The organism is Caloramator sp. (genome assembly GCF_020054765.1).
Classification (GTDB): domain Bacteria; phylum Bacillota; class Clostridia; order Clostridiales; family Caloramatoraceae; genus Thermobrachium; species Thermobrachium proteoclasticum.
Window position 1 is genome coordinate 36,312 of the sequence record NZ_JAIHAO010000025.1, and the last position, 13,192, is coordinate 49,503.

11 protein-coding genes, 1 tRNA gene and 2 riboswitches are annotated in these 13,192 nt (G+C 32.9%); of the genes, 10 read left to right on the forward strand and 2 right to left on the reverse strand.

Going from position 1 to position 13,192, the window contains the following annotated elements; all coding sequences use genetic code 11:
• Window position 1: 1 nt before the first annotated feature.
• From JG776_RS08675 to mgtE, 6 genes are all read left to right on the forward strand, one after another.
• On the forward strand, window positions 2-1,948 hold the full coding sequence (locus tag JG776_RS08675; protein WP_291966633.1) for a cellulose biosynthesis cyclic di-GMP-binding regulatory protein BcsB: 1,947 nt from the start codon (window positions 2-4) through the stop codon (window positions 1,946-1,948).
• A 304-nt stretch (window positions 1,949-2,252) separates the two neighbouring features.
• Window positions 2,253-3,344, forward strand: coding sequence for a PfkB family carbohydrate kinase (locus JG776_RS08680; RefSeq protein WP_291966635.1), 1,092 nt, complete (start codon window positions 2,253-2,255; stop codon window positions 3,342-3,344).
• Complete coding sequence (locus tag JG776_RS08685) at window positions 3,338-4,246, forward strand: pseudouridine-5'-phosphate glycosidase (protein WP_291966637.1); 909 nt, start codon at window positions 3,338-3,340, stop codon at window positions 4,244-4,246. Before JG776_RS08680 ends, JG776_RS08685 begins: the two co-directional genes overlap by 7 nt.
• Before the next feature lie 65 nt (window positions 4,247-4,311).
• Window positions 4,312-4,489: riboswitch (Lysine riboswitch) on the forward strand.
• Window positions 4,490-4,579: 90 nt separating this feature from the next.
• Window positions 4,580-6,217 (forward strand): Na+/H+ antiporter NhaC family protein, encoded by a 1,638-nt coding sequence (locus JG776_RS08690; RefSeq protein WP_291966639.1) that lies wholly within the window; start codon window positions 4,580-4,582, stop codon window positions 6,215-6,217.
• A 95-nt stretch (window positions 6,218-6,312) separates the two neighbouring features.
• Entirely contained in the window at window positions 6,313-6,594 is a 282-nt protein-coding gene (locus tag JG776_RS08695; protein ID WP_291966641.1) for a DUF5665 domain-containing protein, read from the forward strand.
• Between the two features lie 69 nt (window positions 6,595-6,663).
• Window positions 6,664-6,826: riboswitch (M-box (ykoK) riboswitch) on the forward strand.
• Window positions 6,827-6,981: 155 nt separating this feature from the next.
• Complete coding sequence (gene mgtE / locus JG776_RS08700) at window positions 6,982-8,316, forward strand: magnesium transporter (RefSeq protein ID WP_291966643.1); 1,335 nt, start codon at window positions 6,982-6,984, stop codon at window positions 8,314-8,316.
• Window positions 8,317-8,595: 279 nt separating this feature from the next.
• Here the strand turns inward: mgtE and JG776_RS08705 are convergent, their stop codons facing one another.
• Entirely contained in the window at window positions 8,596-9,687 is a 1,092-nt protein-coding gene (locus tag JG776_RS08705) for a 6-phosphofructokinase (RefSeq protein ID WP_291966645.1), read from the reverse strand.
• A gap of 224 nt (window positions 9,688-9,911) precedes the next feature.
• On the opposite strand from JG776_RS08705, the gene JG776_RS08710 reads away from it, so the two are divergent.
• Window positions 9,912-10,121 (forward strand): alpha/beta-type small acid-soluble spore protein, encoded by a 210-nt coding sequence (locus JG776_RS08710; RefSeq protein ID WP_291966647.1) that lies wholly within the window; start codon window positions 9,912-9,914, stop codon window positions 10,119-10,121.
• Window positions 10,122-10,384: 263 nt separating this feature from the next.
• The gene (locus JG776_RS08715) at window positions 10,385-11,125 is read left to right on the forward strand and encodes an N-acetylmuramoyl-L-alanine amidase (protein WP_291966649.1); all 741 of its coding nucleotides are present in this window, start codon (window positions 10,385-10,387) and stop codon (window positions 11,123-11,125) included.
• Window positions 11,126-11,146: 21 nt separating this feature from the next.
• Here JG776_RS08715 and JG776_RS08720 read toward each other — a convergent pair whose 3' ends face one another.
• A complete protein-coding gene (locus JG776_RS08720; protein WP_291966651.1) occupies window positions 11,147-12,529 on the reverse strand; it encodes an oxaloacetate decarboxylase subunit alpha in 1,383 nt (460 codons plus the stop codon).
• Between the two features lie 218 nt (window positions 12,530-12,747).
• On the opposite strand from JG776_RS08720, the gene JG776_RS08725 reads away from it, so the two are divergent.
• Window positions 12,748-12,912: an aspartyl-phosphate phosphatase Spo0E family protein gene (locus JG776_RS08725; RefSeq protein WP_291966654.1), complete on the forward strand. Its 165-nt coding sequence runs from the start codon at window positions 12,748-12,750 to the stop codon at window positions 12,910-12,912.
• Between the two features lie 66 nt (window positions 12,913-12,978).
• Window positions 12,979-13,055, forward strand: a tRNA-Arg gene (locus JG776_RS08730).
• The last annotated feature ends 137 nt before the right edge of the window (window positions 13,056-13,192 follow it).

The window sequence follows — 13,192 nt, forward strand, 5'->3', positions numbered from 1 at the left end:
GATGAAGAGGATACTTAAGATTTTTATTATACTTTTTTTAGTCTGTTCTAAGAATATATATGCTGAGGATATAGGAATAAAAAACTTCAAATTAAACGACAATATAGAACTTAGAGGTGTTAGAAGTTATTATGATTTTAATTTTTTTGTTGATGAAAATTGGATTTTAAAGGATGAAAGTTATGTCTATTTAAATATAAATATAAGTGAAGCAATAAAATATAAAAATTCTATGCTGTCTGTATATTTAAATGGTTCTCCTGTTGGAAGTGTTAAGATTTATGGTAAAAAAAATATACAAACAGCCTTCTTTTTAAAAAGGGAAAAAATAAAAGTAGGTTTTAATTCTCTTAAAATTTCTGCCTTTAAAATGATAGATGGTGAAGATTACTATGAAGATATAAACATAGGAAATTGGATTGAGATTCAGGATGATAGTTATGTTCATATCGAATATGAAGAGAATATGGAAAATATAAGGGTAAGTAATTTTCCTTATCCCTTTTTAAAAATGGGAAATGATGATGGTTTTAACACAGTTATCTTAACAGGGGAAGACTTAGATTCTTATCTTGCACTTTTTTATCTATCAGCAGTATTTGGAAGATATGCTGCATATTCTAATTTAAATTTAAGGGTAGAGCATATTAAGGATTTTAATGTGGATGATGTGGATAAAAATATAATTGTTATATCGACCTATTTTGATTTAGATGAAAAGCTAAAGAAGTATATAGATAGTGAAGATAGAAGCAAAATGTCAAATAATGCTTTAGTTAAGCTTATAAAATCTCCCTATAAGGAGGGTAGAAATGTTTTAATAATAACCTCCTTCGATAGTAAAAAACTTATATTTGCAGCTAAGGCGTTAGGCGATATAGATTTTTTAAAGGGAGTATATGGTAATACATTTTATGTAGGTGAATATAAACAAAAAAATAGAGAGATATATCAGGATAGAGTGACTCTAAAGGATTTAGGTTATAAAGATATAGTTTTAAACGGCATAGATAATGAGGTTGATTTTTTTATAGAAATACCAAAGGATAGGAGTTTGAAGGAGGAGGCCTTTGTTCAATTTAATTTAAGATATTCTAACTTAATAGATTTTAAAAAATCGTCTCTTTGTATTTATGTAAATGATATTCCATATTTAGATAAGGCTTTATCTTTAGAAAAAAGTAGAGGGGATAGTATAAGACTAAGTTTGAAGGATGTAGCACAAAGTGGAAACGTCAAACTTAAGCTGAAGTTTAATCTTGTTCCTAAAGATATAATAAATACAGCATATCTTAATAATCCATTTGCTGTTGTTTTAAACGATTCTGTTATATACAAACCAACAAAGATTGAAAAAAGAAGAGACCTTTTGTTTTATCCTGCCCCCCTTATTGAGGATGGAGAGTTTAATGACTTGAATGTTGTTATTCCAACCAGTTTAGATGGTGAAGATTTAAGTAATTTGTCAAATATATTTGCCTTTTTAGGACACAGCATTAAAACATTAGAGGGATTAAGTGTTAGCTTGTTTGTTGATAAATCAAAAAACAATTTAATTTATGGATTGAACTTAAAGGAACTACAGGATAATTTGTATGTTGAAAAAAAGGATAGAAGGTATAAGGCAAAAGAGAATATTGTACTAAATGAAGGGGATAGTGTAATTGAGCTAATATATGGAGTTTTTGCTAAAGATAAATTTATTTTAACATTAGAAGCTGATGGAAGAGAAGGAATTAAGAATATATCAAAGTATCTAAGTGATTTTGATTTGGTTGAAAGATTAAAGGGAAATGTCTGTGTAATAAATTCTATGGGAACAGTAAAAACTTACTATATCGAAAATGAAAAAATTATTTATAAAAATATATTTTTTGCCTATGTATGCCTTGGTATGGCTATTATTGTATTTATTGTTTTAATTTATACAAATAAATATAAAGAATAAATATAATTTTTTTCAGATTGTTGACAAACCCAATTGTTAGCTAAAGTATGAAAAAGCCCCATTAAAGGATTTCAATAGGCTCTTTCATGAGCTTTAGCAATTCTTAGGTTTTCAAACAAAGAAAAGCTTAGAATTGATTAGCTCCATGAAGTGATGCCTAAGAAATCCTTCATGGAGCTAATCAATATATAACTTTTTCATCAGCCTGAATAAATATAATTTTTTAAATGTTTATTGTATTTTAAATAGGTTAATGATAGAATAAACATATGATTATAAATTAAGCAAAAGTTTAGGTGATTATATGACAAATAGAGAAAGAGAAATACTTGAACTTATTAAGAAGAACCCTTTTATAACCCAAGAGGAAATAGCCTCAAAGCTTAATATAGCAAGGGCATCGGTTGCTGTTCATATAACAAACCTGATGAAAAAGGGATATATTTTAGGAAAAGGTTATATTATAAACCTTGATGAGTATGTTTTGGTTATTGGTGGGGCAAATGTAGATATACAAGGTTTCCCAAAGGAAAAACTAAGGTACAAAGATTCGAATATAGGTATTTTAAATATGTCCTTAGGTGGTGTTGGAAGAAACATAGCAGAAAACCTTGCAAGGCTTAATGTGAATGTAAAGCTCATAACTGCTATTGGGGATGATATGTATGGTAGAAAAATACTTGAGCATTCTAAAAATATAGGCATAGATATGAGTCACAGCTTAGTTGTCTCTGATGATAATACTTCAACATATCTTTCTATATTAGATGAAGATGGAGATATGGCAGTTGCACTCTCTTGTATGGATATATGCGACAGAATAGGTGTAGATTTTATAAAATCAAAGAAGAAGATAATAGAGAGTTCTAAAGTATGTGTTGTGGATACAAACATACCTAAAGAAACACTTGAAGTTATAGCAGAACTTGAGGATGTTGTTTTGTTTTTAGACACAGTATCTACAAAAAAGGCACAAAAGGTAAAGGATTTCATAGGAAAGTTTCATACAATAAAGCCAAATAGATACGAGGCTGAAGTTTTAACAGGAATTTATGTTGATAATGTGGATAATGCAAAAAAGGCCTGTGAGGTTCTTTTGAATAAGGGAGTACAGAGGGTATTTTTAAGTCTTGGTGAAGATGGAGTTGTATTTGGAGATAGTAGAGGAATATTTAAAATAGATATGCCAAAGGTTTATGTTGTAAATGCAACAGGTGCTGGAGATGCCTTTTTGGCAGGACTTGTTTTCAGCTATATAAACGACTATTCAATGGAGGCTTCAGCAAAATTTGCAATGGCAGCAGCAGCAATTGCTCTATCCTCAAAGGATACTATTTCAAACAAAATGACTATACAAAATGTAAATACAAAGGCAAAGGAGATGGGATTATGCTAAAGGATTATTTAGTAATTTCACAGGAGGTTAAAGAGGCACTCGAAAATGGAAGACCTGTTGTGGCACTTGAATCTACAATAATATCACACGGTATGCCATATCCACAAAATGTTGAAACTGCACTTAAGGTTGAAGAGATAGTTAGACAAAATGGGGCAGTTCCTGCGACTATTGCAATAATAGGTGGAAAGTTAAAGGCGGGTTTAACTCGTGATGAAATAGAATACCTTGGTAAAAAAGGCAGAGAGATAGTAAAGGTAAGTAGACGCGATATTCCATATATAGTTGCAAAGGGAATTGATGGAGCGACAACTGTTGCATCAACAATGATTATAGCATCCCTTGCAGGAATTCGTGTCTTTGCAACAGGAGGAATAGGTGGAGTTCACAGAGGTGCCCAGGAGACCTTTGATATTTCAGCAGACCTTCAAGAGCTTGCAAATACAAATGTTGCAGTTGTTTGTGCAGGTGCAAAATCAATACTTGATTTAGGATTAACTTTAGAATATCTTGAAACCTTTGGTGTTCCAGTTGTAGGATATAAGACAGAGGAGCTTCCTGCCTTCTATACAAGAAAGAGTGGATTTAAGGTTGATTATAGATTGGATACTCCAGAGGAAATTGCAAAGATGTTAAAGGTAAAATGGGAACTTAACCTAAAAGGTGGTGCAGTTATTGCAAATCCAATACCAGAGGAATATGAAATGGATTATGACACAATAAATAGGGCAATAGAGGATGCACTAAAGGAAGCGGAGGATAAGGGAATAAAGGGAAAGGAATCAACTCCATTTTTACTTGCAAAGGTTAAGGATATTACAGGTGGAAAGAGCCTTGAGTCTAATATTCAACTGGTATTTAACAATGCAAAGCTTGCGGCACAAATTGCAAAAAATTTATAAAAAAGGCTTGACAAACAATTAACTTTATTGCAAAATATAACTTAAATAAAAATTGAATATGCGTTGACCATGATAGAGGTGCGGTGTCTAAGAGTACTATATCTGAGGTAAGCACGATGAGGGTATAGGAAAGGAGCCACCGCCGAAGCGTAGAGTTGATGCTTTAAGACTCTATGGCTGGGGCTGCATAGAATATATGCAGAACTGTCACAAACGCATAGTTTGTGGAGAGCTATCATGCAAGGGCAGGGTACGTGTTTTTGTACCTTTGGTGTCTTTTGCTTTGATGGACTCTCCTCCGAAAAATTATTAAATTAAAGGAGGAGTTTTTTTATGCCAGGATTTTTAACACTTTTACCACCACTTGTCGCTATTTTATTAGCATTCAGAACTAAAAATGTTCTTTTATCCCTGTTCGTAGGAGTACTTACAGGTACATTTCTTTTAAGTTTAACTTCCCACGGTTTTATTTTAAGTTTCTTCTATGCGTTTTTAGGATTAGTAGATAAGATACTTGCATCCCTATCAGATACTTGGAATGCAGGAGTAATACTTCAATGTCTTGCGATAGGAGGCCTTATTGCAGTTGTATCTAAAATGGGTGGTGCAAAGGCAATAGCAGAGTCACTGTCAAAGAGGGCAAGGTCTGCAAAGAGTGCACAGCTTATAACTTGGCTTCTTGGAATTCTTGTTTTCTTTGATGACTATGCAAATTCTTTAATTGTAGGGCCAATAATGAGACCAGTTGCTGATAAGATGAAGATATCAAGGGAAAAGTTGTCATTTATAATAGACGCTACGGCTGCACCTATTGCAGGAATTGCACTTATATCCACTTGGGTTGGATATGAGATAAGCTTAATAAAGGATGGATATGCTCAAATTGGACAAGATGTAAATGCCTATGGAATGTTTGTTTCTACAATACCTTATAGATTCTACAACATATTCATACTTATATTCATAGTTCTAACAGCAGTTTTAGCACGTGAATTTGGGCCAATGCTTGAGGCAGAGAGAAGAGCAAGGATACTTGGAAAGGTAATTGCAGATGATGCAAAGCCAATGGTATCAAATGAGGCTTCAAACATTGAACCAAAGGAAGGAATTAAATTAAGTATATGGAACGCAATAGTTCCAATAGGTGCACTAATTGTGTTTGCATTTTTAGGATTTTACTACAGTGGATATACAAGCATAATGGCGGGAGAAGATAAGGAGTTAATTGAGGTTATTAAGAATGCACCACTATCCTTTAACTCAATAAGAGAAATATTTGGTGCATCAGATGCCAGCGTTGTACTTTTCCAATCAGCTCTTTTAGCAAGTATAATAGCAATTATAATGGCTGTATCACAAAGGATAATGACAGTAGGAGAAGCAATTGATACTTGGCTTGAGGGAGTAAAGTCACTTGTAATTACTGGTGCAATACTACTTCTTGCTTGGTCACTATCTGGAACAATTAAGGAACTTGGTACTGCAAAATATTTAGCAGGGGTTCTATCAGGAACGCTACCAAAGTTTTTACTTCCAAGTTTAATATTTGTTTTAGGTTCAGTTATATCCTTTGCAACAGGTACATCCTATGGAACAATGGGAATATTAATGCCTCTTGTTATTCCACTTGCGCACTCAATGTCACCTGATGCAAACTTTATAACAATGAGCATAGGTGCTGTTTTAACAGGTGCAATCTTTGGTGATCACTGTTCACCTATATCAGATACAACGATTTTATCCTCAATGGGTTCAATGTGTGACCACCTACACCATATTAAGACACAGCTATACTATGCAGTAACAATTGGAGTTGTAACAATTGTATGCGGTTACTTACCAGTTGCATTAGGTATACCAGTTGTAGTTTCACTTCTACTTGGAGTATTTGCTTGCTTTATGATGGTAAGATTTGTTGGAAAACCTGTTGAAGAGATAGAAATAGAGGCTGAAGTTGGTTTGGAAGAATAGTTTTAAAAGTAAACATAAGGTAATGGATACCTTATGTTTACTTTTTATTCCTATATATATTATAATACATATAGGAATAATTTGGCGGTGATATATTGAATGGACAAATAAGTACAAATAAGCCTAATAAAGAGATTAATAAATTAATGTGCAATTTGAATTGTGTTGATTTTATTGTTGAAAAGAAGAGTTTAAAAAGGGTACTTTGGTATAATTTTTTAGTTGGGGTTGCAAGAGGATTAGGAATGGCATTTGGATTTACCGTACTTGCAGCTATAGTTGTATATATACTGCAAAGAATAGTAGTTTTAAATCTCCCATTGATTAGTAAATTCATTGCTAATATAATAGAATTGGTTAAGATGTATGGTAAATAATTAAGTTAATTTTTGATAAAAAACTATCATTATTTGAGAAAGTGTAATATAATATATTGTGGTGAAAAATAAATATGTTGTTAGGTGAGGCTCCTACAAAGAAAAATGCTACTGCCCAGAAAAATCGAGAGATTCCAATGGGTTAACAGAAATAATCGTGAAGGTTATTTCTAATGTAGCTGACGCAGAGTCTACGCTTTGTAGTGCTAAAGCTCAACAATAAAGAAATGTATATTTCTCTACTGTTGAGTAGAGATTTTTTATTTTAAGAAAGAAGGGAGTGATGGGTATGGATTCTGGTAGTCCTGTTCCGGAGTATAAAAACTTAATAATAAAGAGCCATATTCATCACTTTGGATATTGGCTCTTCTAAAAGGAGGGGTCAGAATGAATGAAAGAATTTTAGAGCTACTGAAAAATAAAAATTATAAGGAATTAAGAAATGAACTAATTGAGTTAAACGAAGTAAATATAGCCGATATAATAGAAGAAGTGGATACCAGTGAAGCGGTTATATTATTTAGACTTCTTCCAAAGGATATGGCTGTTGATGTATTCTCATATCTTTCAAATGAACAACAGATGAATATAATAAATTCAATTACAGATAAAGAAATAGAGCATATAATGAATGAGTTGTACTTTGACGATATGATTGACTTTATTGAAGAGATGCCAGCCTATGTAGTAAAGAAGATTTTAAAAAATACAAAGGAAGAGGAAAGAGCTCTAATTAATCAGTTTTTAAACTATCCTGATAACTCTGCTGGAAGTCTTATGACTATAGAGTATGTTGACTTAAGGAAGGATATGACAGTAGCAGAGGCAATAAAGCATATAAAAGAAACAGGAATTGAGAAGGAAACTATATATACCTGCTACGTTATAGATAGCAGTAGAAAGCTTGAGGGTATAATATCCCTAAGAAAGCTTGTGACTTGTGATGAAGACAAAAAAATAGAACATATTATGAATACAGACGTTATATATGTTCATACCCACGATGACCAAGAGATGGTAGCAAGCCTATTTAAAAAGTACGACCTTATAGCAATTCCAGTTTTAGATAAAGAGGAAAGATTGGTTGGAATTATAACAATTGACGATATTGTAGATGTTATTGAGCAGGAGAACACAGAGGATTTTCAAAAGATGGCAGGTATGGAGCCAACTGATATTGAATATCTTGATGCAAGCGTATTTACCCTTGCTAAAAATAGAATCGCTTGGCTTTTAATTCTTATGGTTTCGGCAACCTTTACAGGTAGAATAATTCAAAGATATGAAGAAGTTCTTCAATCAGTTGCAATCTTAGCAGCCTTTATACCAATGCTAATGGATACAGGTGGAAATTCAGGTGCTCAATCCTCAACGCTTGTGATAAGAGGACTTGCACTTGATGAGATTAAAACAAAGGACTTCTTTAAAGTTATATTTAAGGAATTTAAGGTATCATTTATAGTTGGTACTGTACTTTCTGTAATTAACTTTTTAAGAATTTATTTCATAGAGAAGATTAACTTTAAAATTTCACTTACTGTAACAATAACATTATTTATCACAATTATGCTTGCTAAAATTGTAGGAGGAGTTCTTCCTATAATTGCAAGAAGATTAAAGCTTGACCCAGCTATTATGGCAAGCCCTCTTATCACAACAATAGTAGATGCTGTTGCATTAATAGTATATTTTACTTGTGCTACTATGATATTAGGTATATAAATAAGCCCCATTAATGGGGCTCAGATAATTGACAAATCTATTTGTTAGCTAAATTATGAAAAAGCCCCATGAAGGATTTTATTTGACTTTTTCATAAGCTTTAGCAATTCTTGGCTTTTCGACTTTGAAAAAGTTCGTAATTCGGCACAGGAGGTGCCGAGCCGAGCGGGCATCAGGACGATGGCATCGCGAGGGTAGGACTTTTTCAAACAAAGAAAAGCTTAGAATTGATTAGCGAAATGAACGGATGCCTAAGGAATCCTTCATGGGGCTTAAATATTAATCTCCAAAGCTTATTCCTATTGAACGTGCAACTTGAACAAGTTCGCTATTTGGATCAACATTTTTAGTCTTACCAATTACATTTTCAAGAGAATCATATGTAATAGTATTACCCTTTAGGCATACCATATTTCCAAACTTCTCTTGATGTATAAGTTCAACCGCTGCAACTCCATATCTTGTTGAAAGTATTCTATCAAAAGTTGAAGTATTTCCACCTCTTTGAATATGTCCAAGTACAGTACATCTTATTTCATTACTCTTTATTAGTTTCTCTAAATCGCTTGCAAGCTTATTTCCAATACCTCCAAGTCTTACTGGATCTGGGCTGTCTTCTACTATTTTGCTAATTACTACACTTCCATCCTTTGGTTTTGCACCCTCTGCAATAACTATAATGCTAAAGGGCTTTCCTTGTGCCTTTCTCTGTTCAACCTTTTCAACCACCTTTTCAATGCTGTAGGGTATTTCTGGTATTAAAATAACATCTGCAGAACCAGCAATGCCAGAATATAGAGCAATCCAACCTGCATTTCTACCCATTACCTCAAGAATCATTATTCTGTGGTGTGATTCTGCTGTTGTATGAAGTCTATCAAGTGCGTCTGTTGCGACATCAATAGCTGAATAGAAACCAAAGGTTAAATCTGTTGAATATAGGTCATTGTCTATTGTTTTTGGTATACCAATAACCTTAACTCCCTTTCTTGCAAAGTCGCGTGCACTTGTTAGTGTCCCATCTCCACCTATTACAACAAGCACATCTACATTTTCCTTCTTTAGATTTTCAACTGCAACGTCTGAAACATCTTTCTTTACTATCTTACCATTTTCTTCAACAGCATAATCAAACAAGTTGTCCTTATTTGAACTATAAAGAATGGTTCCACCCTTATGTAGTATTCCTGAAACAGTATCTAATGTTAATGGAATAAAATCATTTTTGTAAAGTCCCCTATAACCATATTTATACCCAATAACCTCATATCCATACTTTAAAATAGCTGTTCTTGTTACTGCTCGAATTACAGCGTTAAGACCAGGACAATCCCCACCGCCTGTTAAAATAGCTATTTTCTTTGTTGCCATATAAACCCCTCCAATTTAATTAATTAAATAAAGACCCTATTAATTAAATTATAGTACCATATAAAGGTTAAAATAAATAATATTCTGAATATTTAAAAGTTATTTTTACTTAACAAAAAAAGTATTTTTGAATATAAACATACAAAGATTCACCTAATTTCCTGAATATATAAGTGCTTTTTGGTTAAATTAATAGTAACAGAACAAAACAGGAGGTGAAAAGAATGAATACAACAGGTAAAAATCAAAAGGTTATACCAGAAGCAAAGAAAGCACTTAACCAATTCAAATATGAAGTAGCTAATGAAGTAGGTGTTAAGGTTCCAGATGGAGGTTACTGGGGAAATATGACTTCTAAGGAATGTGGAACAGTAGGTGGCTACATGGTTAAGAAGATGGTTGAGGCTTACGAGAGAAATCTTGCTGGTAAGTAATAACCTAAAAACAAAAAAAGGGAGTATCTTCGGATGCTCCCTTTTTTATAGAAAAATTAACTACAGAAGTTGCTGCCTTTTAAAAGTAGGAGTCAATCATTATTACATATTAAATATTAGTTTGCGAAGATATTTTTATATAAAACTTGTATATACAAAGTTTTATAAGGAATATTTTCTTAATTTAAGTTAAAAAATATTATGTTATTTTTTATAAGTACAACTATTTATAAAATGAATATATTATATAAGGGGGGATTAGTATGAAAATATGCATTGATGCAGGTCACGGTGGAGGAGATACTGGTGCTGTAGGGCCAACTTATTTAAGGGAAAAGGATGTTAATTTAAATGTAGCCCTATTTTTAGGAGACATATTAAAGTTAAATGGAATAGAAGTTGTTTATACAAGAACAACCGATACAAGGCTTGGAAACAATAGTAATGAAAGTTTATCAAGAAGAGTAAAAATTGCAAATAAAAGTGGGGCAGATTATTTTATAAGCATACATTGTAATGCAGCTGAAAATAGAAGTGCAAATGGTAGTGAAGTGTTTATTTATAACGATATGAGCAGGGCAAAAGGTATGGCAGAAAAAATTTTAAATCAAATTGTAACAACAATGGGATTTAGAAATAGAGGAGTAAAAACAGCAAGGTTTTATGTTTTAAAATATACTAAAATGCCTGCTTGTTTGGTTGAAATAGCATTTATTAGTAATCCTAATGAAGAGAAAATACTTGCAGATGAAAAAAAACAAAGGAAAATAGCCCTGTGTATTGCAAAGGGTATCGGTGAAGCTGTAGGAATTAATATAGTTGAATATAAGAATGGAAGAGTAAATGCTAAGAAAGGATTAAATGTAAGAAAAGGCCCATCTACAAAATTTCCTATTGTGAGAGTTTTAAAATATAAAGAAGAGATAAAGATTTATTCGGTTGAGGATGGATGGTATAGGATAGATGATGGATGGGTTTATGCACAATATGTAGATTTAATATAGAAGGTGGCAATTTTGCCACCTTTATACTGCTTCAATTGTGAAGGAGATTGTTCTTTCCTTTGGTTTGTCAGAGTATTTTTCTCTTAAGAACTTTTCTGCAACCTGAGGGAAGAGAAGGTATGATAAAACATCTTCATCCGTCTTTGCAAATTCCTTTATTTTTTCCTTTGTCTTTTCAAATACAGGTTCAAGCGTATCTGCAAATCTTATTGTTAGTGGTTTTTCATCGCCTAATACCTTTTTTATTAATTCTTCATTTATTGTACCTGGTGCCTTTCCATACTCACCCTTTATATATGCCTTAACTTCCTTTAAAACTATCTTATACCTTTCTCCTTGAAGAACATTAAGGGCAGCCTGCGTTCCTACCATTTGACTCATTGGAGTAACAAGTGGTGGATAACCTAAATCTTCACGCACTCTTGGAACTTCTGAAAGAACTTCATCAAGCTTATGAAGTGCCCTTTGTTCTTTAAGTTGTGATATAAGGTTTGATAGCATCCCTCCAGGTACCTGATAAACAAGTGCATCAGTATCTGTTCCAAGTACAAATGGGTTTAGCTGTCCTGATTCTACATATTTATCTTTAACCTTTTTAAAGTGGTCGTTTATTTTCTTTAATGTTTTTTCATTAAGTCCTGTTTCGTATCCAAGCTCCTTTAGAGCATAGTGGATTGATTCGGTTGCAGGCTGGCTTGTTCCACCAGAAAAGGAGCTAATTGCAGTATCTATACAGTCAACACCAGCCTCAACAGCCTTAAGGTAAGTCATTGGTGCAAGGCCTGTTGTGCTGTGGGTATGAAGTACAATAGGTAGGTTAACAGTCTTTTTAAGAGCAGATACAAGCTCATAGGCATCCTTTGGACCCATTATTCCTGCCATATCCTTAATGCATATAGAATGAACCCCCATTGATTCTAATTCCTTTGCAAGTTTTATGTAGTTTTCTGTGTTATGGATTGGGCTTATAGTGTAGGCTATTGTTCCCTGTGCGTGTCCACCTTGTTTTATTACTTCATCTACACAAACCTCGATGTTTCTAAAATCATTAAGTGCGTCGAATATTCTTATTATATCTATACCGTTATGTATAGACCTTTTAACAAATTCTCTAACAACGTCATCTGGATAGTGTTTATATCCTAAAAGATTTTGTCCACGAAGAAGCATTTGGAGCTTTGTATTTTTGACTCTCTTTCTTATATTTCTTAGTCTTTCCCAAGGGTCTTCGTTTAGGAATCTAAGGCAGGAATCAAAAGTTGCACCACCCCAAGCCTCTAAAGAATAATATCCTGCAGAATCTAATAGTTCAAGTGCAGCCTCAAATTCTTTATAAGGAAGTCTTGTTGCAATTAAAGATTGATTGGCATCCCTAAGTATTGTTTCGGTTATGTTAACTCGCACATTCCCCACTCCTTTTTATATGATATATATATTATACAATAAATTATCTATAATATCAAAAAAATGAAGGATAAATTTCATAATTAATGAAATAAATTTAGTAATTAAAATATTTTGGATATATTGAAAAAATATACAAAAATGCGTATAATTAAAATAACAATAAAATAAATACTTTTAAAGAGGCCGACTCTTTAAAAAAAAGGAGTTGAGTCGGTATGAAGAACTTGCGGATAAAAATTGATAAACTAAAGGAGTTGTTGGAGAGAAAACTAAGAGAAAATGACTATGCAACAAAAGAAGAAATAGTAAAAATAAGCCAAGAATTAGATGAGTATATAGTAATATATCAGAAAAAATATCAGAATAAAAAGGTAGTATAGGGGATTACCCCTATTTTTTTGCAGTTGACAAAAAAAAACGATGGTACTATAATCAAAATAGAATATGCACCTGTAGCTCAGCAGGATAGAGCAACGGTTTCCTAAACCGTGTGTCGCACGTTCGAATCGTGTCAGGTGCACCAAGAAAGTCCTTGGAAATGCTACTTTTCAAGGACTTTTTTTTGGGCTCTTTGTCAATTGTTGGGGCGGGTATTCGATTAGAATGCCTGTCCTTTCTTGTTTGAGAGTGATTTTAGAAAGATAAGTTAGATTGGGGAGA